The sequence below is a fragment of the Clostridium tanneri genome, assembly GCF_033659955.1.
Taxonomy (GTDB): domain Bacteria; phylum Bacillota; class Clostridia; order Clostridiales; family Clostridiaceae; genus Clostridium_AM; species Clostridium_AM tanneri.
Window position 1 is genome coordinate 45,512 of the sequence record NZ_JARUJP010000018.1, and the last position, 25,335, is coordinate 70,846.

20 protein-coding genes, 1 tRNA gene, 2 riboswitches and 1 other annotated feature are annotated in these 25,335 nt (G+C 32.4%); of the genes, 6 read left to right on the forward strand and 15 right to left on the reverse strand.

Annotated features, from left to right (window positions below):
- Positions 1 to 245: 245 nt before the first annotated feature.
- Positions 246 to 1,031, forward strand: a complete 786-nt coding sequence (locus P8V03_RS14310; protein WP_318798685.1) for a Cof-type HAD-IIB family hydrolase — start codon at positions 246 to 248, stop codon at positions 1,029 to 1,031.
- Positions 1,032 to 1,181: 150 nt separating this feature from the next.
- On the opposite strand, the gene P8V03_RS14315 is transcribed toward P8V03_RS14310, so the two are convergent.
- Together P8V03_RS14315 and P8V03_RS14320 are read right to left on the reverse strand one after the other, a co-directional pair.
- Positions 1,182 to 2,039, reverse strand: coding sequence for a recombinase RecT (locus tag P8V03_RS14315; protein WP_318798686.1), 858 nt, complete (start codon positions 2,037 to 2,039; stop codon positions 1,182 to 1,184).
- A 153-nt stretch (positions 2,040 to 2,192) separates the two neighbouring features.
- A complete protein-coding gene (locus P8V03_RS14320) occupies positions 2,193 to 5,546 on the reverse strand; it encodes an ATP-binding protein (RefSeq protein ID WP_318798687.1) in 3,354 nt (1,117 codons plus the stop codon).
- Between the two features lie 279 nt (positions 5,547 to 5,825).
- Between P8V03_RS14320 and P8V03_RS14325 the strand changes: the two genes are divergently transcribed.
- Complete coding sequence (locus P8V03_RS14325) at positions 5,826 to 6,965, forward strand: SLC13 family permease (RefSeq protein ID WP_318798688.1); 1,140 nt, start codon at positions 5,826 to 5,828, stop codon at positions 6,963 to 6,965.
- A 61-nt stretch (positions 6,966 to 7,026) separates the two neighbouring features.
- Here P8V03_RS14325 and P8V03_RS14330 read toward each other — a convergent pair whose 3' ends face one another.
- The 9 genes from P8V03_RS14330 to P8V03_RS14370 form a co-directional block, all read right to left on the reverse strand.
- The gene (locus tag P8V03_RS14330) at positions 7,027 to 7,260 is read right to left on the reverse strand and encodes a TIGR04540 family protein (protein ID WP_318798689.1); all 234 of its coding nucleotides are present in this window, start codon (positions 7,258 to 7,260) and stop codon (positions 7,027 to 7,029) included.
- Between the two features lie 149 nt (positions 7,261 to 7,409).
- A complete protein-coding gene (locus P8V03_RS14335) occupies positions 7,410 to 8,045 on the reverse strand; it encodes a flavodoxin family protein (protein ID WP_261671859.1) in 636 nt (211 codons plus the stop codon).
- 150 nt (positions 8,046 to 8,195) lie between these two features.
- A complete protein-coding gene (locus P8V03_RS14340) occupies positions 8,196 to 9,386 on the reverse strand; it encodes a hypothetical protein (protein ID WP_318798690.1) in 1,191 nt (396 codons plus the stop codon).
- A gap of 93 nt (positions 9,387 to 9,479) precedes the next feature.
- Positions 9,480 to 10,589: an HD-GYP domain-containing protein gene (locus P8V03_RS14345; RefSeq protein WP_318798691.1), complete on the reverse strand. Its 1,110-nt coding sequence runs from the start codon at positions 10,587 to 10,589 to the stop codon at positions 9,480 to 9,482.
- Between the two features lie 287 nt (positions 10,590 to 10,876).
- A complete protein-coding gene (gene gcvPB / locus P8V03_RS14350) occupies positions 10,877 to 12,328 on the reverse strand; it encodes an aminomethyl-transferring glycine dehydrogenase subunit GcvPB (RefSeq protein ID WP_318798701.1) in 1,452 nt (483 codons plus the stop codon).
- Positions 12,315 to 13,670, reverse strand: coding sequence for an aminomethyl-transferring glycine dehydrogenase subunit GcvPA (gcvPA, locus tag P8V03_RS14355; protein WP_318798692.1), 1,356 nt, complete (start codon positions 13,668 to 13,670; stop codon positions 12,315 to 12,317). Before gcvPA ends, gcvPB begins: the two co-directional genes overlap by 14 nt.
- 11 nt (positions 13,671 to 13,681) lie before the next feature.
- On the reverse strand, positions 13,682 to 14,056 hold the full coding sequence (gene gcvH, locus P8V03_RS14360) for a glycine cleavage system protein GcvH (protein WP_318798693.1): 375 nt from the start codon (positions 14,054 to 14,056) through the stop codon (positions 13,682 to 13,684).
- Positions 14,057 to 14,074: 18 nt separating this feature from the next.
- Positions 14,075 to 15,181 carry a glycine cleavage system aminomethyltransferase GcvT gene (gene gcvT, locus P8V03_RS14365; RefSeq protein WP_318798694.1) on the reverse strand — a complete coding sequence of 369 codons (1,107 nt, stop codon included), beginning with the start codon at positions 15,179 to 15,181 and terminating at the stop codon, positions 14,075 to 14,077.
- 71 nt (positions 15,182 to 15,252) lie between these two features.
- Positions 15,253 to 15,347: riboswitch (glycine riboswitch) on the reverse strand.
- A gap of 249 nt (positions 15,348 to 15,596) precedes the next feature.
- Positions 15,597 to 16,319 (reverse strand): MBL fold metallo-hydrolase, encoded by a 723-nt coding sequence (locus tag P8V03_RS14370; protein WP_261673556.1) that lies wholly within the window; start codon positions 16,317 to 16,319, stop codon positions 15,597 to 15,599.
- A gap of 189 nt (positions 16,320 to 16,508) precedes the next feature.
- Between P8V03_RS14370 and P8V03_RS14375 the strand changes: the two genes are divergently transcribed.
- The gene (locus tag P8V03_RS14375; protein ID WP_318798695.1) at positions 16,509 to 17,240 is read left to right on the forward strand and encodes a hypothetical protein; all 732 of its coding nucleotides are present in this window, start codon (positions 16,509 to 16,511) and stop codon (positions 17,238 to 17,240) included.
- Positions 17,241 to 17,288: 48 nt separating this feature from the next.
- Here the strand turns inward: P8V03_RS14375 and P8V03_RS14380 are convergent, their stop codons facing one another.
- Both P8V03_RS14380 and P8V03_RS14385 read right to left on the reverse strand, forming a co-directional pair.
- Positions 17,289 to 17,474: a hypothetical protein gene (locus tag P8V03_RS14380; RefSeq protein ID WP_318798696.1), complete on the reverse strand. Its 186-nt coding sequence runs from the start codon at positions 17,472 to 17,474 to the stop codon at positions 17,289 to 17,291.
- A gap of 189 nt (positions 17,475 to 17,663) precedes the next feature.
- A complete protein-coding gene (locus P8V03_RS14385; protein ID WP_318798697.1) occupies positions 17,664 to 18,935 on the reverse strand; it encodes an amino acid permease in 1,272 nt (423 codons plus the stop codon).
- A 186-nt stretch (positions 18,936 to 19,121) separates the two neighbouring features.
- On the opposite strand from P8V03_RS14385, the gene pdxR reads away from it, so the two are divergent.
- Positions 19,122 to 20,525 carry a MocR-like pyridoxine biosynthesis transcription factor PdxR gene (gene pdxR, locus P8V03_RS14390; RefSeq protein ID WP_318798698.1) on the forward strand — a complete coding sequence of 468 codons (1,404 nt, stop codon included), beginning with the start codon at positions 19,122 to 19,124 and terminating at the stop codon, positions 20,523 to 20,525.
- A gap of 53 nt (positions 20,526 to 20,578) precedes the next feature.
- Here pdxR and P8V03_RS14395 read toward each other — a convergent pair whose 3' ends face one another.
- The gene (locus P8V03_RS14395) at positions 20,579 to 21,532 is read right to left on the reverse strand and encodes a metallophosphoesterase family protein (protein WP_318798699.1); all 954 of its coding nucleotides are present in this window, start codon (positions 21,530 to 21,532) and stop codon (positions 20,579 to 20,581) included.
- A 437-nt stretch (positions 21,533 to 21,969) separates the two neighbouring features.
- Positions 21,970 to 22,215, forward strand: a binding site (T-box leader).
- A gap of 70 nt (positions 22,216 to 22,285) precedes the next feature.
- On the opposite strand from P8V03_RS14395, the gene asnA reads away from it, so the two are divergent.
- Both asnA and P8V03_RS14405 read left to right on the forward strand, forming a co-directional pair.
- A complete protein-coding gene (gene asnA / locus P8V03_RS14400) occupies positions 22,286 to 23,308 on the forward strand; it encodes an aspartate--ammonia ligase (RefSeq protein WP_318798700.1) in 1,023 nt (340 codons plus the stop codon).
- Between the two features lie 283 nt (positions 23,309 to 23,591).
- Positions 23,592 to 23,682: riboswitch (glycine riboswitch) on the forward strand.
- Positions 23,683 to 23,800: 118 nt separating this feature from the next.
- A complete protein-coding gene (locus P8V03_RS14405) occupies positions 23,801 to 25,183 on the forward strand; it encodes an alanine/glycine:cation symporter family protein (RefSeq protein WP_428978982.1) in 1,383 nt (460 codons plus the stop codon).
- Between the two features lie 35 nt (positions 25,184 to 25,218).
- On the opposite strand, the gene P8V03_RS14410 is transcribed toward P8V03_RS14405, so the two are convergent.
- Positions 25,219 to 25,295, reverse strand: a tRNA-Ile gene (locus tag P8V03_RS14410).
- Positions 25,296 to 25,335: the final 40 nt, after the last annotated feature.

The window sequence follows — 25,335 nt, forward strand, 5'->3', positions numbered from 1 at the left end:
TACTTATATATAAATTATAAAATAGTTTTGTTCTTATTTAAACATTTTTCATTACACTTTAAATATATTATTACGTAAGCTTTACTCCACTAATAACTACTATTGATATTAATATAGTTTATTGGAGAAAATAATTGTACAAGATAAAAGCCTAAACTTTTAGAATATTAAATTCCTTCATACTCTTATACAGTTGGTATGTTATTATAGTGATATTGAAATTACTAAAGAGGAGGACAAAACTTATGATAAAACTTATCGCAACAGATATGGATGGTACACTATTAAATGAGCAGGATAAAATAAATGAGGAGTTCTTCCATGTATTAAATGAACTTAGGGAAAAAAATATACTATTTACTGCAGCTAGTGGCAGACAATATTATAATCTTCTAAATAAGTTTTCTAAGGCCAAAGATGATATATTGTATGTAGCGGAAAATGGAAGCTACGTAATCTTCAGAGGAGAAGAACTTTACTCCAGTGTTATAGATAAGACTGTAGTTAAATCTCTTTTAGACTTAGGAAGACAGATTGAAGATTGCGAATTAATAATATGTGGTAAAAAATCTGCTTATGTTGAAAAAAATCACAAGAAATTTATAGAGGAAGTTGAGAGATACTATTTAAAATATGAAATAGTTGACTCCTTAGATCATGTAGATGATGATATATTAAAGGTTACCTTATGTGATTTTAAAGGAGCTTTGGAAAACTCAAACAAAATTTTTAAAGCTTCCTACGGAGATACACTTCAAATTACAGTGTCAGGAAAAATATGGCTTGATGTTATCAATAAAGATGTAAATAAAGGCACAGCTATCAAGCTTTTACAGGAAAAATTTAATATAAAACCAGAAGAAACAATGGTTTTCGGGGATTATTTTAATGATATTGAGATGTTTAAATCAGCATATTACAGCTATGCTATGGCAAATGCTCCAGAAGAAGTAAAAAAGCACTCTAGATTTATAGCTGAAAGTAATAGAGATAATGGTGTACTAAAGGTTATAAAAGATAAAATATTGTAAAATTGACAACCTTCTTAATTTGTGTAAATTTAAGAATAGAGCATTTTTTCTCTATTCTTAAACCCTATTTCCAAAGTTTTCCACATTTTCCACAGCTTATCCACATTTTAACATATTTACTTTCAGAATTTCTTGTCTAGACTATTAAAACTACTCCTTCTTAGATAGAGCAAGTTCTTTAATTTCTTCATTTTCTTCTGAGTTTTTATCTTCCATGTTTTCATTAAGTTCTTTTTTCCCTTTAGAAAGTGTTTCTATCAATGCATCCGCTTGCTCATCATTAAGGTTACTTAATGGAATTCCCAATTCCTTCATAGTATACTGTTTTAATTCATCTACTTCCATCCCTTTATTCTTGGCTAGTTCCCATATTTCTGCCTTCTGCTCTCTTTTCATTCCACGGGCTTTAGGAATTTCTTCCTTATATTTCCTGGTAAATGTTTCATCTCGAATTTCATCACCTATTTCTTCTCTTGTTACTAATCCATTAATTCCAAAAGCCCTTTTTAACACAAATACCTCTGCAACCTTTTGTATCATAGCTGAAGGATATTTCTTCCAAATCATATTGTTCTGATTGTATTCACCAAAGTCTACATAGCTTATAAAGGGTTTTTTCCCTTTCCTATCACATCTTGCCCAAGCACCTATAATTCTACCTCTTTTTGTACCAAATCTGTGGGTAATTTTATATTCAGCTGCATCTATTTCAAATACATCGCCTTCCTGTACCACGAAGGATATTAAACCTTCAAATTCAGCACTGGTTTGAGCAAATTTTAAATAACCATCTCTGGAGGTCATTATATTAGTTTGGTTGCCGTATTTAGTAAACCATATTTCTCGCTTAAATGGATCTAAATTATACTGTTTGCTAAGATATAAAAAAATACTTAATTCATCTTCTGTTGCTCCCTTAGCTACTGTGTTCCTAATTAATTCAATCTGCCTACTATCATAAGCAAGTACATTATTTTGCTGTGGTAACTCAACTATTTTATTTCCCATTATTTATCAACCTCCTTCTTTTTATTTTCTCCTGTTCTAATTTTTTATATCCGAAATAAAAAGAAGACTTTGTTTCTTAAAACCATAATAATCTCTTATATAAAAGAACTAAGAGGCAGTAATCTATAGAAAAAATTCCTACCTCTTAGTCTTTTATTTATCAAAATAGATATCTGAAAACTCAATCTGCATCTTTTCTTCGTATTTTGATTTAGCAAATTCTTTGCTTAAAGCACTACCCTCTACCTCTTCCTCATTTGAACTTTTTACTGGTAATGTAATTATAAACTCGCTTCCCTTACCTAACTCACTTTTGGCACAAATAGTGCCCTCATGCATTTCTACCAGAGATTTTACTAGAGCAAGACCTATTCCGCTTCCTTCTTTTTTTCTAGTTGTAGACCTATCAACTTGTGCAAACCTTTCAAATATAAATTCCAGCTTATTTTCAGGTATGCCAATCCCTGTGTCTCTTATAGAAATTTCTACGAATTCTCCTTTATCATAAATATTGATAAATATACTTCCGTTAATATCGGTAAATTTTACTGCATTAGATAAAAGATTTAGTATAATTCTTTCAATTTTTTCTTCATCAAATAATATAAATTTTTCTTCTACTTCTGTATCAAAAACTATACTTATTCCCTGAGAATTTACGAAATCTGCAACAGATTGGACAAGTTCCTCAATTACATATATTATATCTCCTTTAGTTAAATGAAGACTTAAATAATTGCCATCTATTTTGGTTGTATCTATTAAATTGTTAATCAACCTAAGAAGCCTTAATGAATTTTGATTTATTATATTGAAATAGTACTTAATTCTCTCATCACCTAGCTGCTTTGATCCATCTAAAGATCTTAATAATTGCACAGTGGTACTTATAACATTAAGCGGAGTTTTAAGTTCGTGAGAAATATTAGTAAAAAACTCTGTTTTTAGCTTATTATATTCCATTAATTCCTCTACTCTCTTAGTATTTTCACTATTCCTAAGATTTAAAGTATCAATTTTTTCATTTGCTACTTCTACTTGCTGTACCAAGGTTAATGCTTCTTTTACAGAGTACTTCAATGTGAGTAAAGTATTTACTCTTGCCAAAAGCTCCTGTTTACTAAAGGGCTTTGTTAAATAGTCATTAGCCCCACATTTAAGAGACAGTACAAGGTTTTCCGTTCTGTTATCTACAGTCATCATAAGCACAGGTAATTCAAAAAGTGAGTATTTTTCTCTTATTATGCTGCAAATATCATACCCTAATAAATCAGGAATCATCATATCCAAAATAACCAAATCTAAATCCTTATTTTGATCTATAATCTCTATAGCTTGTTTTCCAGTTGAAGCCCTTAAAATATGCTGACTGACGCCTGAGAGATACTCTTCTAGTACCTTTAAATTTACATATTCGTCATCTACTATTAGTATTTTATAGTTTTTATTATTCTTAACACCTAAATCATCTTCATTTTTTTCAGCAATTTTATTTATACAAACATCTAGATCATCAACCGTTGATTTTTCTATACAGTTAATACTTTTATCAGTTAACAGTTCCCTTTCGGAACATAAAGGCAATGTAAATGTAAACTTACTACCTTTGCCTACAACAGAGCTGACACTTATTTCTCCACCATGAAGTCCAATTAGATTTTTTGTTATATAAAGGCCCAGTCCAGTACCTCCATACTTTTCTGAAATATCCTCACCCTGTTCATAAATGCTAAAAATTGTATTAATTTTTTCATCAGATATTCCAATTCCAGTATCTTTTATAGAAATTTCCACAAAATTTTCTTTTACCAAATAGGAAATAAGAATTTTTCCTTCTTGAGTAAATTTAATTGCATTACCTAGTAAGTTATAGAAAATTTGCTGTATTCTGTTTTCATCCCCCTTTACGCAGGGAACTTCCTCATCTACTAAGTTAACTAACTCTATAGCTTTGTTACTTATAGTAGGCTCACAAAATTTTATTACAATCTCTAAAATTTTGTCAATCTTAACTGGTTTTCTAATTAATTTTATCTCATTATTTTTTAGCTTTGAAAACACTATGACATCGTCAACTAGGTTAGACAATCTTCTGGCACTGGCATTAATCAAAAACAAGTTATATCTGTCATCATCACTCATACCACTAGAGCCTTTATTACTAAGGTTCTCCGTTAACCCTATTATACCATTTAGCGGTGTTTTTAGTTCATGAGAGGTTATGGCCAAAAAGTCATCCTTTAAATTATTCAAAGATTTCAGTCTCTCACTTACTTCCTCCGAGTTAGAAAGAGCCTTAGCTTGTCTTTCAGCTAACACATAATAATTAGCTACTATAAATATAAATACCCCTAAAGGTGCAAGAGAATTAGTCATAATTATGCTATATTCATACAGAATATCATTTATTCTTGTTATAAATAAGGCAAAAAGCCCTACTACAGCAATATAATCACTTGTTTTCTGCTCAATATAAACCTTAGATATCTTCCACATCATATAAAGCATCATTAGTAAAGCATAAATTTCAAAAGGAACTATAAACTGAATATAATATTGGATTGGACTTATAAGAACTAAAATTCCATATACAACAGCTAGGAAGTTTGAAAGTTTTACAGCCTTCCTAGAAAGTATTTCACCATAATTTTTGTTAACAAACAACACAATAAAAGGAATGTATAGATAAAAAGTCCAAACCATTATTTTTACAGAAAATATGTAATTAAAATTAGGAAATAAAGAAATAAAAAATCTCTCTCCTGTGAATATTGTTCTAAGTGCAACTATGAGGCAAACTATAGCAAAATACAAAGAAGCCTTGTCCTTCTTTCTCTTAGAAAATACCGCCAAATTATAAAGTGCAGCTATAATACAGCTTCCAAAAAGAAACAAGTCAAAGGCCTGCTTTTTTTCCCTATAGCTATCAATCTTTGAAGCTTCTCCAATCAATAGGGTATCAATGAAGCCATACTTTGAATAGAAGTTACTTGCTTCAAGTATTAAATCTACCTCTCCATCCTTGGCATAGAAGGATCCAACCTTAGGCAGTATTTGAGGTTGCATTTCTTTCTTGTCCCTACCTACTTTCCCTACAGATACTACATACTTATCATTTGCCCAAAGTTTAAATGCGTTTTGAAGATAGTTAACTTTAACAGAGTATAGGTAATCATCTCTGTTAACAAGAATTTTCAGCCTATAAGTTCCATAACTTTGTTCTCCAATAGTCCCTGGAATATCTTTGAAACTTTTCTTTAGATTCTGGTTATCAAAATCTTCAGGGGTTAACAACTGGTTATGATAAAATTCCCACTGCCCATCCAACTTAATAATTCCATCCTTATTAAAATCCCAATTTCTCAGATCTATTACTCCATTTACAGCTATAGGATTTGTCTTTTTTCCCTGATTAACGTTTAAACTACTACCTATTATGCATATAAGTGTTATTAAGGTAATTAAAAGTAAAGTAAATAATTTTATCTTTGGGGATTTATTGATCATTATAAAACTCCTTAAACTTTATTCCTTGTATACAGGTGCTAACACTAATTGTCTTAATAATATATAGTATAACAATAAACCCTTTTAAGTTCCATAGCATATATATGTCAGCATATCTTAGTAGGTATATACTTAGTAAACTTGAATGAAAATCAGTAAATCTATTTATATTGTAATGACAACCAAAGCTTTATTAATTGTAAATGCTTTCTTCTTTTTGTATAATGGTTAAGGACATTTTACATTTATACATTTAGAATAATGGAGATGATACTTATCATGGAGACTTTTACTAATCAATCTAACCGCCTACAATTGTTTGTAGAAAGGTTTAAAAAAGAAAAGGTATTTTTTATATCTCTTGTACTAGCAGTTCTATCCTCCCTTTTCCTTCAGCCTAAGATATCTTACGTAGATCTTAAGGTTCTGGTATTGCTTTTTAACCTGATGATTATAGTTGCTGCCTTTGAAGAATTAAAAGTTATGGATAAACTTGCTTTGGAAATACTTAAGAAGTGTAAGGATACTAGAAGAATTTCTCTAGTATTTATAGTAATAACATTTTTCTCTTCTATGTTAGTGACTAACGATGTTGCCCTTATTACCTTTGTGCCTCTGGCTATTCTTACCTTCAAAAAGGTAAAAATAGATTCTATGAAAACAATTATACTACAGACTTTAGCTGCTAATATTGGCAGCAGCTTAACGCCAATGGGAAATCCGCAAAACTTATTTTTGTTTACTCATTATAACTTAAATGGAATTCAATTTTTTTCTGTAACTATTCCTTTTGTATTACTAGGTATCCTTTGGCTTTATTTTTTAAATAAAAGAGTTTCTAATGAAGAGCTTCAACTTTCATTACATACTGTTACAGTAAAGAATAGAAAAAAAGTTAAAGTATATATATTTCTATTTATTTTTATAATATTTTCAGTCTTTGGACTTGTAAATTATAAGTATACTTTTTTAGTCATAATGCTGATTATATTATTTATGGACAGGCATCTTTTAAAGTCCGTTGATTATTTTTTATTAGCCACCTTTGTATGTTTTTTTATCTTTATCGGAAACGTTTCCAATGTAGAGTTTATACAATATCACATGAAAAGCTTTTTACAAGAATCAGGAAGAGTTTATTTTTCCTCTATACTATTGAGTCAGGTAGTAAGTAATGTACCTTGCTCTATACTATTATCAGGCTTTACCGATAACTGGAGAGAAATGCTTTTAGGAGTTAACATTGGAGGCATGGGTACATTAGTTGCTTCACTAGCTAGTGTTATTTCCTATAAAATTTATGCCAATGAAAATGAAGGGAAGAGTAGAATTTATTTAAGTAAGTTTAACCTTTATAGTTTTGTAAGCTTATTTATATTTACCGTTGTAAATTACTTTTATATCAGTACTAAATACTAAAGCATGAGATCAAAATGATTTCATGCTTTTACTTTTTTCAAAAGAGTTAATTCCTCTTAAACTATTCTATTATTTCTGCTATTTTATCTATAATAGCTACTCTTTCAACTCCCAATGCAGCCGCTAGCTTTGTGGGCATAAATCCATTCTTATAAACCATGTCTCCATTAGCATTTATTATAGCTATAACTGACTTTTCTAGCTTTTCATAGTCCATTAAACCTTCAAGATAGGTATCAACTAAATCTCTCAATTTACTTGCTAATTCTTTTGGATTTTTATAACTTGCTCTCATTTTTATTTTACTCCTGTGTTTTATAAATTATTTTTGTATAAACATAGAATATTATAATGCATTTGTTTGATTATTGCAAATCCCCATTAACACACAGGACTCCCTCTCGAAGAAGAGGGAGTCCTGTGTGTTAATTCTATTTATATAGCTTAACGGATAAAGTTTGTAAATACTTTTCTTTCTCCTACAGGTGCTTCTACTTTGTCTTTTCCACTTTCTCTTAGTTTAAGGAGCCAAGCCATATTCTTGCCTAAAGTTCTCATTATTTGTACCCCTTCTGCATCTTGAAGAACCTCTCCTGGTGCTCCCCCATGAATAACGTTCCAGTAATTTGATGTTGGCATAAGCATTTCAGAATAATTAATGTAGTTATTTAACTGTTCGAATGTAGGAACTCCACCTGAACGTCTTACAGCTGCTACGGCAGCACCTACTTTATGTCTAAATAAGCCCTTATTTGAACTTCCTACATAAAAAGCTCTATCTAGGAATGACTTCATTGTTCCTCCTATTGCTGAATAATGCACAGGAGAACCAAGTATTATTCCATCTGCTTCCTTCATTTTTTGAACCCATTCATTTACAGGGTCTCCCTGGATAACACACTTCTCATCTTGGTTTCTAGCACAGCCATTACAAGCCATACAGCCTCTTATAACTTGGTTACCTACATGAACAATTTCAACCTCTATTCCTTCTTTTTCTAGTTCCTCAGCCACCAATTTTATAGCATGATAAGTATTTCCCTCTTTTTTAGGGCTACCATTAAAAGCAACAACTTTCATTTCTACTCCTCCAATAATTCTACACTTATATTAATCCTGATTAAGGACTAATATAAGTATATTTTAACCTTGAGGCAGTATCAAGTACGCACTTTTTTGTAAGTTAGGTTACCTAAAGGTAAGTGTAGATAATAAGATTAAAAACTTAAATTATTCTTCGCTGATGCAAGGTCTAACTCCTTTTAATGATAGCTTTTCTTTTGGCAAAGTGGTATTAAGCTCCTCTGGAGTGTATCCTTTCAAAATACTCTGCCTTGTATTATTTGCAAATCTGTATATTTCATGAATAAGTATACTAGCCTCTTTAACGTCAGAAACATCAAAGTTATCCATGAATCCATCAACTATTTCGTCAAGGTCCTTTTCATTTTTAAAACTACATTGCAAATAAAAAATTAAGTCTTTTGCTTGATTACTATTAATATTATAATTGCTAGTTAAAAAGCTGTGGAGCCTTTTATATGCTTCCGTTTCCTCTATATAGTCCTCTCTTGCTGCATTTAATAATTCTTCCTTTCTAAGAGGGTAAAAATCTAAATCAAATCTCCTTATCTGCTCAATTAGCAGATACTGACTGTCCTCTACCATGATATCCCTACCTGTGTATCCATTGAAGTTAAATCCACCATAGTATTCTGCGCCATCTCTTAATATAATTTTCATATTCATCTTTGAAGTATCAAAATCTACATACTTTACCACTAGTTCTTTAAAATGTTTTAAATCAATAATTCCGTAATAATAACACATTCCCCAGAATAACTTTATTAACTCTTCATTTTTTTCAAATTTACCAACTAACTCTAAATTATTTTTATCCTTAATTATTTTTTGCAATTCCTCTGGCATAATAATAACATTTTCATTTTTAATTTTTCCTGTAAATAAAAGCGCTCTTTCCCTAAAATAAAAGATATGGCCTATATTCTCATTTTCTATGTTCTCTCCATAACCATTCTTATTTACCAAGTCTAATAGATATACAAATCTCTCTCTATCCATATTTTCTAGAAACATATTTACTCTATCTTCATAAAGTTCCAATATCTTATTTTTTAATTCTTCTTTCCTTAGAGTAGATGCTTTATCTATACAAAAATTCACAGCAATAGTAGTTAATTCACTTTTTCCAAGCTTATTTAGGTGATATTCAAGGGAGAAACTCTTTTTAACAGGTATCCATTTTTTTAGTATCTGTTCTGCACCATAATTCAGTATACTTTTTGCTAACTCATCTATCATAGCCTTTAACTCATCTTTTTCAAAATGTCCTGTATCTCCTTCTCCTTTTTTCTCATATGAATTTAGTATATTGTTAATGTCAATTACTTTTCCTTTCAATGCAAGCACCACCTAAATATATATTAGCTAATAGCTAATATATATTTTCGCCAAGATAAGCACATATTATAATAGATAGATGGATTTTTTATTTTACTCCTTCTCAATTACATATTGAGGTCCAACTATGACTATTTCTAGTTCGTTTCTAAGATCTCTGTAAACCTCTTCATTTTTGACGCCAATAATCTTAACCTTAGGTCTTAAAGTATAATTAGGATATACCTCTTCTACTACAGCAACTTCTCCATTGCTTAGCCTTACTACAGTTCCCTCTGGATAAGGAACTATGGATTTACTAAAAGCCTTAACTAAATCATAGTTAAATTGTATTTGTCCATTTGCCATTATGTATTCTACAGCGTCATTTGGACTCATTGCCTCTCTATAAGGACGTTCTGATGTAAGGGCATCATAGACATCTGCCACTGCTACTATCTTAGCTAAGTCATTTATTTCATTGCCCTTTCTTCCCTCTGGATATCCTTTGCCATCTTCTCTTTCATGGTGCTGAAGAGCTATAACCCTAGAAGTGGCTGGTACATCTACACTACCTTTTAAAAAATCATAGCCCTTTACTGTATGTTCTTTTACAATTTTACTTTCTTCCTCTGTAAGCTTACCATTTTTCTTCAATATATCTTCTGGTATAAGTGCTTTACCAATATCATGGATCAATGCACCTAAACACAACTCATATAATTTTTTCCTATCTAATTGCAGCTGAATACCCATTACTAGAGATAATACTGCCACGTTGACACTGTGCTGATAGGTATAACTGTCTATACTTTTTATATCTACTATATTAATTAAAACACTCTTCCTGGCAAGAAGTTCCTCAGTAATTTCCACTCCAATTTCTCTTATAGACTTAAAATAATTTTGTTTTTCTAGTATAAGTTTTTTATCCTGTACACTGCTTTTTCCAACATTCAAATTAAATTTTTCAAAGCTATAAAAGGTTTCCTTTATGGTTTTAACAGCCTTCTGCCTGAGTTCCGGTTTTATTATATCCTCTACGCCCTTTTCACTATACTCATCATTTATGTACATTGCAAACATTCCGAGAAGTTTTACTCTTCTAATGTAACTTTCGGTAAGCTGTACACCTTCTCTAAGCAAAATGGTTCCCTTATCATCATAAATGGTTTTTGCTAAAAAACTCCCCGCTTTAACGTACTGTATTGGTACTAGCCTCATTATAACTCCCCCTAGGTTAAATTCAACTATATATTCTTCTGTAATAAAACTTATAACAAACCCTATTTATATAATAATATCAAATTAAAGCCAACATTGTAAAATTATAAATAACTACTTTATAACCTTTATTTCAACTTACAGCTAATATTGAAATTCTACCTAAATAAAGCACTATTCATTATAAAAATGATAGTGCTTTAATCTTTAAGGGAGTTTAGATTTATTTTTATCTCATCGACTTATAGGTGTTAACAGCATACGCACTGTTTAAGCTAATAATAAAATTAGTTCCACTTAAGAATCGGAGTTCTTGCTGCCTTAACTTCATCTAATCTCTTTACAATAGTATTGTTAGGAGCAGATTTAACCAAATCAGGGTCCTTCTTTGCCTCTTTAGCAATTTCAATCATAGCGCTAACAAATTCATCTAAAGTTTCCATCGTTTCTGTTTCTGTAGGCTCTATCATAAGGGCTTCATGGACTATTAGCGGAAAATAGATTGTTGGAGGATGATATCCATAATCAAGGAGTCTTTTTGCTACATCTAAAGTAGTAATATGATTTTCTTCATCCTTTAAACCAGCTAACACAAATTCATGTTTACAAATATCATCTATAGCTAACCTATAGTAATCCTTTAATTTTACTCTTAAATAGTTAGCGTTTAAAACCGCAGTTTCACTGGCCTTTCTAAGACCCTCTGCCCCCATAGTTAAGAGGTAAGTAAAGGCCCTAACCATAACTCCAAAGTTTCCATAGAAGCTTTTTACCTTTCCTATAGAATAAGGTCTGTCATAGTCCAAATAATAACCTTCATCTTTCCTTGCCACTACAGGCTTAGGAAGGAATTCTGCCAGGTCTCCTCTAACACCTATTGGTCCGCTTCCCGGACCTCCGCCACCGTGTGGAGTTGAAAAGGTTTTGTGTAAATTTAAGTGGCATACATCAAAGCCCATATCTCCTGGCCTTGTTTTTCCCATAATAGCATTCATATTAGCTCCGTCATAATAAAGCAGTCCCCCAGCTTCATGTACAAGCTTTGCTATTTCCGTGATATTTTTTTCGAAGAGTCCTAGGGTACTAGGGTTAGTTAGCATTAAACCGGCTATTTCATCATTTAAAAGAGATTTTAGGCTTTCTATATCTACAGCGCCCTCAGCATCTGACTTTACTTCTATAACCTTAAAGCCTGCTACTGATGCTGAAGCCGGGTTTGTGCCATGGGCTGAATCCGGTACTATAATCTTATCTCTTTTGAAATCCCCTCTTTTTTCATGATATGCCTTAATAACCATAAGTCCTGATAACTCTCCATGGGCTCCTGCTGCTGGCTGAAGGGATACTTGTTCAAAGCCAGTTATTTCCCCAAGCTTTTCACTTAATTCATACATAAGCTTTAAAGCACCTTGTACCGTTTTTTCAGGCTGATAAGAATGCAGCTTTGTAAACTTAGGTAATGCGGCCATATCTTCATTGATCTTAGGATTGTATTTCATAGTACAGGAGCCCAGTGGATAAAAGCCTGAATCCACACCAAAGTTTTTAGTAGAAAGAGCGGTGAAATGTCTTATTACATCTACTTCACTAACTTCAGTAAGCTCTAGCTCCTTCTTATTTAATAATTCCTCAGAAACTAAACTCTCCATAGAAACTTCCGGTACATCACAACTTGGAAGGGTATATGCCTTTCTTCCTTTTTTAGATATTTGAAAAATAACCTTATTATAATCTTTCATCATTAATCCCCTCCAATGCAGTTACTAGATTATCAATCTGATCCCTAGTTCTCTTTTCTGTAACAGAGAGAAGCATAGCTTCTTTATAAAGAGGATATTCTTTATCTAACTGATATCCACCTAATATATTATTATCTAAAAGAACTTCATTAGTATATTTCACAGAACTATTAGTATAAACTGCAAATTCTTTAAAGAAAGGCTTGTTAAATACTGGTTTATATTTTTCGCTCTTTGTTATCTCATTAAAAGCATAGTGGGATTTCTGTATACATTGCTCTGCCACTTCTCTTAACCCCTGCTTACCTAGGGTTGTTAAATATATTAATGCAGCTAAAGCATTGAGAGCTTGATTGGAGCAAATATTTGAAGAAGCTTTCTCCCTTCTTATATGCTGCTCCCTTGCCTGCATAGTCAAAACAAACCCTCTTTTACCATCCTTGTCTGTAGTTTCCCCTACAATTCTTCCTGGAATTTTTCTAAGGTGTTTTTTAGTTGTAGCAAGGAACCCCAAATAAGGTCCTCCATAGTTTAAATTATTGCCGAGAGATTGACCGTCGCCTACTGCTATATCCACCCCGTATTCTCCTGGATTTTTCAATATTCCTAGAGAAATAGGATCACAAGACACAATTAGCAGTGATTTATTTTCATGTACAACCCTTTCTATTTCTGACAATTCTTCAATTATTCCAAAGAAATTTGGTGTTTGGACTATAAAGGCTGCTGCATCTTTATTAAGTTCAGCTTTAAGCTTTTCTATATCAGTAGCTCCCCCTAATTCCTCTATTTCTATTACCTTTTGATTTTTAAATTTACAGTAAGTTTTTAATACCTTCCTTATTTCTGGATGAACAGCAGTAGACACAATAATATTCTTTCTTTTTGTTGTATCCACAGCCATTTGTGCAGCTTCTACAGCTGCTGTTGCTCCATCATACATAGACGCATTAGCTGCGTCCATTCCTGTAAGGTTAGCTATCATACTCTGATATTCAAATATTGTCTGCAGTGTTCCCTGACTTATCTCTGCTTGATAAGGTGTATAGGCAGTATAAAACTCAGATCTTCCTACTAAGTGTTTAATTATTGAAGGTATATAGTGGTCATAAGCCCCAGCACCTAAAAAGCAAACTAGCTCTTCACAGTTTTTATTTAAATTAGCTAACTTATTCATGTAATTTTCTACTTCAATCTCTGACATAGAAGGATTAATATTTAATCCTTTACTTAGACGAACTTCCTTTGGAATATCCTCAAATAAATCATCTATTGAGTTAATTCCTATGGATTTTAGCATTGATTCTTTATCCTCCACTGTCAAAGGTAAATATGGATGCATATTTACACCTCCTAACCACATACTTTTTTATATTCTTCTGAATTTAATAATCCCTCAAGCTCTAACTTATCATTAAGTTCAATAACTATCATCCAATTTCCAAAAGCATCTTCATTTACTGCTTCTGGACTATCTACTAAATTATCATTTATTTGAATCACTTTTCCGCTTACTGGTGTATACAAATCTGATGCTGCTTTTACCGATTCAACAACTCCAAAAGTATCTTCCTTAGATAATTCTGCACCTACCTGCGGAAGTTCAACGAAAACTATATCTCCTAAGGAATCCTGTGCATAGTCAGTGATTCCTATATAAGCCTTATCTCCTTCAACCTTTACCCATTCATGATCCTTACTATAAAGTAATTCCTTTAAAACCTTCATATTTAAATCCCCCTTAAATTATTTATTGTAATTCTTTTTATAAAATTTTTTACTAACTACCACAGCTTCACTAAGCTTATTTCTGACCTTTATAAAGATTGTGGTTCCTAAATTAGAATAATCATAATCGATTAAAGCAAGTCCTATATTCTTTTTCAACGATGGTGACAGATAACCGGTAGTAACTTGACCTATTTTCTTATCACCGACGAAAACTTCATAGCCATGTCTAGGAATACCTCTATCCTTCATTTCAAAGCCAACTATTTTTCTCTTTAAACCTTCTTCTTTTTGTTTCACAAGGGCATCTTTCCCTATAAAGTTTTCCTTATCCAGCCTAACGAAGAAATCTAATCCTGCTTCCAGAGGGGTTATTGTATCCAATAACTCATTTCCGTATAACGGTAAGTTTACCTCAAATCTTAAGGTATCTCTGCAGCCTAAACCTGCAGGCTTTAATCCATCTTCTTTTCCAGTTTCCAATATTTTATCCCATAAGGATACTGCCTTTTCTGAGGAGGTATAAATTTCAAAACCATCTTCCCCAGTATAGCCTGTTCTAGAAACTAAACATTTTATCCCTTCAATTGAAACATTCCTCTTACAGAAAAAGAATTTGATCTCCTGTAAACTTGTATCTACAAGCTTTTGAAGTATTTCTTCAGCCTTTGGACCCTGAATTGCAAGCTGAACCACTGAAGGAGATATATTATTAAGTTCTACATTAAATTTGCCTTTGTTCTCAACCATCCACTGAAAGTCCTTTTCAATATTTCCTGCATTTATTACTAAGAAAAAATGTTTTTCATTAAACCTGTACACTAATATATCATCTACAATTCCTCCGTCAGGATAACAAACAGGTGTATATAAAACTTGGTTATCTACAAGAGCCTTTACATCATTAGTTACTAAATTTTGCACAAAACTAAATGCATCTTCCCCAATTACTTCTACCTCACCCATATGGGAAACATCGAATAATCCTGCCTTTGTACGTACTGCTTCATGTTCCTGTATTATTCCCTCATATTGTACAGGCAGTGCCCAGCCTGCAAAGTCTATTATTTTTCCTCCATATTTTTCATAAGAATCAATTAATGGAGTTTTTTTCAATTGTTCCATATTTTTAATGCCCCCCTAATATTTTTTTCCATGACAAAAAGAGGATATGAATGTTAAAGCTTAATTTAACCCACATATCCTCTGTAACTTTACCTGAGAGTCTCGACACAAACTATGTCTTGCACCATCGGTTCTGTATTCAAACAGCCTTTCCAGAGTTTCGTCCTACAGCGCTAATTTTACCTGAGAGTTTCTAATATAGCCGTGGAACTATACTATTGCTCCTTCGGTTAACAAATGTTATCTCACGCTATAGTCATCCGAAGTTTTTTTATTATACCTTTATTATACTTACCAATTTTTTCATTTTCAAGAATAGTTAGAATATTAACACCCTTTATTACATTTTAAAATTTTCACCATGTATAATATAATAATCCAAAATGAATGTGCTGAGATTTTTTATACTAAATAATTAATTTTTATATATCATATCCATATTTTGTTTATGTACAGTCCTTGTATATTCTGATTCAAAGTCTACTTTTTTCCCTTCCATTAGATCTTTTAAATAGCTAATGGTACTAAATATATCTTCTTCTGATAAATTTGAAGTATGACTGGCTACAATTTTTTTAGCATTGTACTTTAAATAGTTTTCTAAAGTTTTAACATATGTAGAAACGTCCTCACTTTCTACATATACTATAGGTCTTTCTAAGTTATCTCCTACATATAGTACTTTCTCTTCCCGGTCAAATATGGAGATACTATCTACTGTGTGACCAGGGCTGTAGAATAATTCTATACCATCTTCTTCAAAGATAATTTTTTCTTCAAAGGTTATATTGGGCAAGAGCTTTTCTACTTTTCCATCAATATACTTAGTATTTTTATTTATTTGTTCTTCCCATAACTCATCTGATAGCTTTCTACAAAGCCTATGACCAATTATATTACTTCCTTTAAAGCTACAATTTCCCCATATATGATCCCAATGGAAGTGAGTATTAATTACTACTGTTTCTTTTTTACTGTTTAATTGATTTATAATTGCTTCCATACTGCCTGGACCGCAGAAGGTATCTATAAGATAGTTTTTTGATTTCTTTTCTATTAAAAAAACACTGGTTAAGTAGTTTTCGATACTATCGAAGGTAAACATAGTAGTACTTTTACTTATTCTTTCTATTTTCATAACTCTATCCTTTCATCTTTAACTTCAGCATATATTTTTTAAAATTGTCAAACAATCTCAGTTTATATATTAACATAAACAATAACTTATTTTAACCTATTTCCATTTCCCTCATATTTACTATAATTTGTTTACCTTTTTCCTATTTTTGAATACTATAGTATATAGCAATAATAATAGGAGATTTTCATGTTTACCAGAATACCTAAAGAGCTTCAAACGGACAAAGTATATGTACTACAAACTAAATACGCAGACGTAGATGGTGACGGAGTTCTTGAAACACTCACCCTCACCGGTAAAAAACCTTATGGAGAAAACGGTTTTATTGAAGACATAACTCTTACTATAAAAAATAAAAAAGCGGCTGCGGATATAGTAGTAAAACCAGAGAATAATGATGGTTATTCTCCAACCTTATTCATCGGAAAATTTACAGAGGACAAAGTTCCTCAAGTGCTTTTGTCTATCGCATCAGGAGGCAGCGGTGGATACTACTTTAATTATCTTTACTCCTTTAAGGACAATATCACCAAGTCTCTTTTCGATGTTGACAAATTCAATGAAATGAGCACCTATAATGCTGTTTATCAGGATTACTATAAAGTTAAAATCACTTCAGAGGACGGAAAGCTAAAGGGTTTAATAGATCTTACTGCTATAAGAGATAATGATTATTTATCTAACCTTTATAATCCAAATGGAACTTTGAAAAAACCGGAAGTTGGCGGAGTATTAAGCCTTGGTGCCCTATCCCCTTTAAGCTTAAATGGAGCTGATGTATTTTACCTTCTTACAAATCAAAGAATAATAGGTTTGTACAATTCAGACACCTTAGGGGCTATAGAATCTATACTTCAAGTTACTGACAATGGCTTTAATATTATTGTAACTAGGCTTGTAGTGCTGCTAAATGAATAACTTAAAAGAGATATGGCAAAACTGCCATACCTCTTTTAGTTTGTTTATTTATTTACCGGACTTCTTATTTTTTATATTTTTGATATTTGTATATGTGCTAAAAATTACAGCTGTTGCTGCAACACTATTTATTATTATTCCAAAAGTACTTATTTTACTGCCTAAGGTTACAAATCCATACACTATAAACCCCATAACTAAAATGTTTATTAATATTGAAGATATATCTTTCATAAACTTTTCTCCTATCGTTAAATTTATCTCTTCAGTAGTTTAACTTACATTACTTATCTGTACTTATCATTTTTAATTATAACTCATATTCTGTGTATAAGCCAGTGGTAAAAGTAATTAGGATAAATTCCCCTTAAGAGCAGATAACCTAATAAAACAACGCTGCTTTATTAGGTTACGGCCTATGAGTTATATGGTATTCTCTTGTGTAAGAACCTTTTTCCTGCTTATTAACTTACCAGCTATAACAGCAACGCTTATTATCAATGGATATAATATTGCCCATCCTGCAAAAACAAAGATAACAACTGTTGCTATTAGTGAGATAAGGCTTATTGTAAACTTTATTTTGTTATCCTTAAGCAGCACTATTCCTGCTGCACAACCACCTAGATAGGTTAGTATGAATGTGGCATTAGGAAGTTGAATTAAACTTGTAAGAGATACTATTTTTAGAGAGTATAGTGTAACTACTAAAATAAAGGATAGCCCTAAGAAAATAAGTCCTCCTAGCGGCGTATTATATTTTTTTGAGACATATCCAAAAAACTTAGGTGCTTCTCCATTTTTCGATAGAGAAAATGCTAATCTCGATGCTGCTCCAACATAGGCAATAACTGTAGCAGTACATATAAGCAGACTGATAGTACCTATTACTACTTTTCCAGCTGGCCCAAATATTCTACCTATTATAGTAACTAAAGCTGCTTGTGACCCTGCTCCATAGCTATTAGTTCCAACGGTAGCTAAAGCAGTCATAAAGTAGAGAATACCTACAATAATCGCAGAAATTATTGTAGCTCTTATAACATCCTTTTCTGGATTGACAAACTCCTCGGACAAATGGGACACCGCTTCCCATCCAATAAAACACCAGAAGAGAATTGAAGATGCTTTTCCTACACTGGCTATTCCCTTTGGCATAAAGGGAGAAAAGTTTTTTAGTTCTATATTTGGTATTGATCCAATTACTGCTAGTACTAGTACTAATATAATACTTATTACAACAGCTACCTGTATACTTCCTGCAATATCCATACCAATAAAGTTTATGATTAATGCCAGCATAAGCATTGCTACAGCAATAATAATAGTCCACCTTTGTCCTAATCCAAAAGCTGAACTGAAATATCCCGCTCCAGTTATAGAGGCTACAGGTGCTCCTATTGGAACAGACATAAGGAAAAACCATCCTATAACTGCCCCCATTCTGTCTCCGAAGGCTTTAGTTACAAAGTGAGATACCCCTCCTGCACTAGGATATTTTTGAGATAAGAACCCCATGGAAAGTGCCAACGGAAGCACTAAAATCATCATTCCTGCCCAGGCCATCAGAGAAGCAGGTCCTGCAATTTCTGCCGCAAGTCCAGGGATTATCAATATACCTGACCCTAATACTGCTCCAATATACAGTGCTACTGCCTGTGGCAGTTTAATTGTTGCCTTAAAATTACTACTCATATTAAAACCTCTCTTTTCAATTATTAAATTACTTTATATTCTATTTAGCCTTTGATATAATTAATTATATTCATAAACTGTTATTATTCAAAGTGACAAATCTATTAATATTTAAGGGGTCAGTTTGTAGTAAAAAGTACCTTATCTATGATTCACCAAGTTAAAATTATGTTTTTGGAGGTAGTAATGTTAGAATTAAACCCAATATTGAAAAAAGATTCGGACTTACCTATGTATTGTCAACTATATAGATATATAAGAGAAGAAATAAAATCCGGCAAAATATCTGTAGGTACCCGTCTTCCCTCTATCCGACAGTTATCACAAAACTTAATGATAAGTAAAAATACTATTGAAAGCGCTTATCAGCAATTGGTAGACGAAGGATATATTGAAAGCAGACCTCGCAGTGGTTTGTATGTATCTGAACTAGAAAAAGACTTCAGTTGCGAAAAAACTTCTCCTCAAATAAAGAAAGAATTTCAGCTTCAGCTTAAGTATGATTATGATTTTGACCCTAATTCTGTAGATTTAGATAATTTCCCCTTTTCTGTGTGGAAAAAACTTACTACAGAATGTTTAACCCCTGAGAAAGGATATCTATTTAAGTATGACGATACTAGAGGGGAAGTAAAGCTTAGGAAAGAAATTTCTGCTTATCTTCGACATAGCAGAGCTGTTTACTGCGAAGAAGAACAAGTAGTTATTGGTTCTACCGCTCAGCATCTTGTAAGCATAATCTGCCAGTTAGCAGGTCTAAGAAAATTTAAAATTGCCATAGAAGACCCTGGTTGTATAGAAATGAAATCAATCTTTAGGAATTTAGGATTCGAAGTAGTAGGAATTCCTATAGAAAAGGACGGTATAAATATAGAAATGCTAAAGTCCAGTGGTGCTAAAATAGTATATATTACCCCGTCAAAGCAATTTCCCTGGGGAATTATTATGCCTATAGGAAAAAGATTAAAGCTGCTTAAATGGGCTGAAGAGGAGAATGGCTTAATAATTGAAGGAGATTATGATGGTGAATATAGGTATCATGGAAAACCTATTCCCGCTTTGCAGGGTTTATCAAACTCTGATAATGTAATTTACCTCAGCACTTTTTCAAAATATCTTCTTCCATCTATATGTATAAGCTATATGGTTCTTCCAGAAAGGCTTTTAAAACTTTACAATCAAGACTACTATTTTTATGAGCAATCTGTTCCGAGACTTAACCAGCAAATACTTCAACAGTTTATAGAGAGAGGCCATTGGGAAAGTCATATAAGAAAAATGAGAAATATCTACAGTAAAAAACATGGCATACTTATGAATGCAATAAATCAGTATATGGATGACAGAGTAATAGTTGTTGGAAGGGATGCTGGACTGCATCTTCTTATTGAAGTTAAGAATGGAATGAAGGAGCAGGAGCTAGTTGACTCTGCCGCTGATCTAGGGGTTAAGGTATATCCTTATTCAACTTACCTATATAATAAAAGCAGCTGCGTACATCCTAGAATAATTATTGGCTTTGGAGGCTTGAAGGGCGACGCTATTACTGAAGGCATAAAACTCCTCAGCGAAGCATGGCTAGATATATAATAAAAAGGTTCCAGAAAAGCTAGTTAACCTTCTCTGGAACCAATAATGCTTAATTATTTTGGACTTAAATCTATTTCTTTTGTAAACACCCAGGATTTTTTTGAAAAGTCTCTGCCTTTTATAACTGTTTTGTTTCCCTTCACCTCTACATACAACCCTTGACTTTCACCATAAAGTCTCTTTATAGTGTACCCTTCTGGCATTATCCCATAACTTACTGCTCCTGTATGAACTGTAGTAAAGGGCTGATTTAATTTTACGTTATCTACCTCTAGCAAAACGTGGGTATGAGATGTAAATAAGATAACCTCAGGATAGGAGGATAAAATTTCCTTAAGCTCTTTTCTCTGCACTACTCCAATCCATCCCTTTATACTTGTAGCTAAATGCTGATGTAAAAATACAAAAATAGGTTTTCCTTTTTCATGTTTTTCAGCTAATCTTTCCTTCAACCAATCCAGCTGCTTTTCAGATAAATATGCATTTACAGCTCCCAATTCCTTTGTGTTTCCTGATTCTGAACCTAGTGATATAAAATGATATCCTTTTATCCATGTATCATGATAAACTGATTTTTCACTGGAGAAATCCGAATACATCCTTATAAAACTTTCAACATCTGACGGTGCATTTTTACCTCTAGCATAGTTAAAATAATCATGATTGCCAATATTTTTAATTATAGTTTTAGGAAGTAGTTTACTGTTTTTGCTTAAGGTACTTTTCACTGCATCATACTGATTCTGTAATCCTTCATCTACATTGTCACCATTTAATACCATGGCATCCATATTATTATTTATGCTATATAAATCATTTATGGAACTTCTTAGCTTCCCTACATTACCATGTATATCTCCCAAAACAGAAAAAGCAAGAATGTCTTCTTCAACTTTACTTTTAACATTATTGGAATTAGTAGTTTCTAATGATATTTCTCTTATATAAAATCCTAGTAGAATAGTTATAGTTATTACTATTACTGCTGTTACTTTAATTCTTTTCATACTATTCCCCGCATTAGTTATAATTTTTTGTTTTTCCCTTGTATAGCTCTATAAACTTTCAAGCCATTACTTCTTTCTAAGACAAAGTCAAAGTAGTACATTCATTTTATCATATGGCCTATTAAAATTCTATAAGTAAAATAGCCAATAAATTGTTCATTTTTCTCTCTGCTAAGGATAAAAAATATATACATTTAAACAACATAACTAGCTAAAACTTTCCTTTTATGACACTTTTTCAAAACTAATATTATAGTATATAAAATGACACTTTGTTAATAATAATATAAAATCAATAGTAAACAGTCAATAAAAGAATGTAATGCTAAAAATATTTTTAATGTTTTTATAAAAAAAGTAATAAATTAATATTGACATATTATTAAAATAGAATTATAATTTATTCAACAGATCAACAATAAAAAAATTCAAACAACTTAAATACTATGAAGAGAAGAGTAGTTGTAGGAATATTTATAGAGAGTCGGGGACGGTGGAAGCCTGATATAATACCTATATATGAAGAACATCTCGGAGTTTCTAACCGAAATCCTTTGAAAGTAGGCTTAGACGGAGCCAGACCGTTAAATCCTGGACAGTATCGAATTTTATTCCGTACTGATTAAAGTGAGCTAATTAGCTAATTTGGGTGGTACCGCGGAAGTTTGCCTTTCGTCCCTTTTATGGGATGGAAAGGCTTTTTTATTTTTAAAAATATAGTAATTTAGTATTAATTTATAGGAGGAATTGATTATGGAAACGCTACACTGTTCATTAATTAAACCAGAAGGATACAAACCTGTACACAATGTTTTAGAAACAGAAAGAGGAATAAAAAAGCTTAAGGATTTCTTTGAAAGAAGACTTGCTGAAGAACTTAACCTTACAAGGGTTTCAGCACCAATATTTGTAAAAAGCACCACCGGTGTTAACGATAACTTAAACGGCGTAGAAAGACCAGTAGCTTTTGATGCAAAAGCTATAGATGATTCAGATATAGAAATTGTTCAGTCCCTGGCAAAATGGAAGAGAATTGCACTTAAAAGATACGGCTTTCAATCTAAAGAAGGACTTTATACAGATATGAATGCCATAAGAAGAGATGAAGAGCTAGATAACCTCCACTCTATATACGTAGATCAATGGGATTGGGAAAAAGTTATAGATAAAAAAGATAGAACAACTGAAACTTTGAGAAGTACTGTAGAAGCTATATATAGAGTATTTAAGGATACAGAGCAATTTATACACAAATTATATCCTACAGTAGAGCCCATACTTCCAGAAAAAATTACCTTCATAACCTCCCAGGAACTTGAAGATAGATATCCAGAACTTACTGCAAAGGAAAGAGAAGATGCCATAGCAAAAGAGTATGGAGCAGTATTCATTTCACAAATAGGTAAAACCTTAAAATCCGGTGAAAAACATGATGGCAGATCACCAGACTACGATGATTGGGAGCTAAACGGAGATATACTTTTCTGGTACCCAGTTTTAGACAGAGCTGTTGAGCTATCTTCAATGGGTATAAGAGTTGATGAAGATGCCCTTATAAGACAGTTAGAAAGCAGTGGCTGTGAAAAAAGAAGAGAACTTGAATATCATTCAATGCTTATAAACGGAATGCTGCCTTATACAATTGGTGGTGGTATAGGTCAATCAAGAATTTGTATGTTCTTTTTAAAAAAGGCCCATATTGGTGAAGTTCAAGCTGCTCTATGGCCTCAGGAAATGATAGAAGAATGTGAAAAACAAAATATACTCCTATTATAATAATGAGTATAATAAAGCCAGAGTTTTAACTTTTACCAAGTAAAACTCTGGCTTAAACTTTGTAAATACAAATACTTAATTATAACAGCTCATTCCTCTTACTAATAAAACCTTCGTTGTAAACATTTTGTAAATAAGGTTGATTGCAACAAGCTAATATGTTAGTATAAATAACATCAAAACTTCATAGTTCGGATGAAGATAGTGGGAGAGAGATGATAGATTATCATCCACCGAAGAAGTAAATCTTTCAGGTACTAATATATTAGTGTGGACCGCTATTGGACGAGCCTCTGGAGAGACTCTTATGAGCACCGAAGGAGCAAATTGCATTTTGCAATGAAACTCTCAGGTAAAAGGACAGAGGACGGGCATTTTAATTAGATGCTGCAATTATCTCTATTGTATATGTTAAATATACAGTCTGCAGTTTTACTCTAAACCCTATCCTATTACTGTCCTAAAAATTAATATTTTTAGGAGGTTTTTCAAATGGAAAAATTCATGGAACTATTGGACAAGGTGAACTCCTTTATTTGGGGCCCACCACTACTTATCTTGCTAGTAGGTACAGGTATATACCTTACCTTCAGTCTAAAACTTATTCAAGTTACAAAACTCAGATTAGCCTTTAAATATGTATTTAAGGATGATAACAGCGCAGAGGGTGATGTATCTAGTTTTGCTGCATTATGTACAGCTCTTTCTGCTACTGTTGGTACTGGAAACATTGTAGGTGTAGCAACAGCTATTAAGGTTGGAGGACCAGGAGCACTCTTTTGGATGTGGCTGGCAGCCTTTTTTGGTATGGCAACAAAATATGCAGAAGGACTTCTTGCTGTTAAATATAGAGTTGTAGACGCTAATGGACAAATGTCTGGAGGACCAATGTATTATATAGAAAGAGGTCTTAATAATAAGATACTTGCTAAATTCTTTGCCTTATTTGGAATTGGTGTTGCCTTCTTTGGAATCGGTACCCTTACTCAAGTAAATGCCATATCTCAAGCTGTTAAAATAAGTTTTAATATACCTATAATAATTACAGTTGCTGTAATTACTGTGCTAGTTGCAATGGTTACTTTAGGAGGAATAAAAAGCATATCTAAAACTGCAGAATTCATTGTGCCTTTTATGGCTATATTCTATGTTTTAGGTTCACTTTTAGTACTAATTATTAATATTAAAGTACTACCTACTGCTATTTTATTAGTTATTAAAAGCGCCTTTACTTCAACAGCAGCTACCGGTGGATTCTTAGGTGCCACTGTTATGATGGCAATTAAAAGTGGTATATCAAGAGGTGTGTTTTCAAATGAATCCGGTCTTGGAAGCGCCCCTATAGCAGCGGCAGCAGCTAAAACAAAATCCTGTGTAAGACAGGGCCTTGCATCTATGACAGGAACCTTTATCGATACTATTATAATTTGTACAATGACTGGACTTGTACTTATTGTTACTGGTGCTTGGAGTTCCAATACTGCAGGAGCAGATATGACAAACTTAGCTTTTACAACTGGACTACCCCTTTTCCCAGCAGCAGGTCAGTTTATAGTAACTATAGGACTTATATTCTTTGCCTTTACTACAATTCTTGGGTGGAATTACTACGGTGAAAGATGTACTGAGTATTTATTTGGTGTAAAAGCTATCAAATATTATAAGGTAATATTTATAATAATTATAGCTGCTGGTGCAATTCCATTCTTAAAATTAGACTTAATATGGAAACTAGCAGATATAGTTAATGGCTTAATGGCAATACCTAACCTAATTGGTATAATAGGTCTAAGAGCAGTTATTATCTCTGAAACTAAGGACTACCTAGATACTTTAGATACTTCAAATGAAAAAATAGAAAAAATATTATCATAAAAAAAGACAATGCTTTTGTAGCATTGTCTTTTTCATGGTGGACCTTCAGGGACTCGAACCCCGGACCAACCGGTTATGAGCCGGTTGCTCTAACCAACTGAGCTAAAGATCCATATTTAACCTAGCGACGTCCTACTCTTCCACTCAGTCTC

Coding starts and splice junctions, on each gene's coding strand:
- P8V03_RS14310 (WP_318798685.1), top strand. CDS start 246: ATGATAAAACTTATCGCAACAGATATGGATGGTACACTATTAAATGAG.
- P8V03_RS14315 (WP_318798686.1), bottom strand. CDS start 2,039: ATGGGAAATAAAATAGTTGAGTTACCACAGCAAAATAATGTACTTGCT.
- P8V03_RS14320 (WP_318798687.1), bottom strand. CDS start 5,546: ATGATCAATAAATCCCCAAAGATAAAATTATTTACTTTACTTTTAATT.
- P8V03_RS14325 (WP_318798688.1), top strand. CDS start 5,826: ATGGAGACTTTTACTAATCAATCTAACCGCCTACAATTGTTTGTAGAA.
- P8V03_RS14330 (WP_318798689.1), bottom strand. CDS start 7,260: ATGAGAGCAAGTTATAAAAATCCAAAAGAATTAGCAAGTAAATTGAGA.
- P8V03_RS14335 (WP_261671859.1), bottom strand. CDS start 8,045: ATGAAAGTTGTTGCTTTTAATGGTAGCCCTAAAAAAGAGGGAAATACT.
- P8V03_RS14345 (WP_318798691.1), bottom strand. CDS start 10,589: ATGAGGCTAGTACCAATACAGTACGTTAAAGCGGGGAGTTTTTTAGCA.
- gcvPB (WP_318798701.1), bottom strand. CDS start 12,328: ATGAAAGATTATAATAAGGTTATTTTTCAAATATCTAAAAAAGGAAGA.
- gcvPA (WP_318798692.1), bottom strand. CDS start 13,670: ATGCATCCATATTTACCTTTGACAGTGGAGGATAAAGAATCAATGCTA.
- gcvH (WP_318798693.1), bottom strand. CDS start 14,056: ATGAAGGTTTTAAAGGAATTACTTTATAGTAAGGATCATGAATGGGTA.
- gcvT (WP_318798694.1), bottom strand. CDS start 15,181: ATGGAACAATTGAAAAAAACTCCATTAATTGATTCTTATGAAAAATAT.
- P8V03_RS14370 (WP_261673556.1), bottom strand. CDS start 16,319: ATGAAAATAGAAAGAATAAGTAAAAGTACTACTATGTTTACCTTCGAT.
- P8V03_RS14375 (WP_318798695.1), top strand. CDS start 16,509: ATGTTTACCAGAATACCTAAAGAGCTTCAAACGGACAAAGTATATGTA.
- P8V03_RS14380 (WP_318798696.1), bottom strand. CDS start 17,474: ATGAAAGATATATCTTCAATATTAATAAACATTTTAGTTATGGGGTTT.
- P8V03_RS14385 (WP_318798697.1), bottom strand. CDS start 18,935: ATGAGTAGTAATTTTAAGGCAACAATTAAACTGCCACAGGCAGTAGCA.
- pdxR (WP_318798698.1), top strand. CDS start 19,122: ATGTTAGAATTAAACCCAATATTGAAAAAAGATTCGGACTTACCTATG.
- P8V03_RS14395 (WP_318798699.1), bottom strand. CDS start 21,532: ATGAAAAGAATTAAAGTAACAGCAGTAATAGTAATAACTATAACTATT.
- asnA (WP_318798700.1), top strand. CDS start 22,286: ATGGAAACGCTACACTGTTCATTAATTAAACCAGAAGGATACAAACCT.
- P8V03_RS14405 (WP_428978982.1), top strand. CDS start 23,801: ATGGAAAAATTCATGGAACTATTGGACAAGGTGAACTCCTTTATTTGG.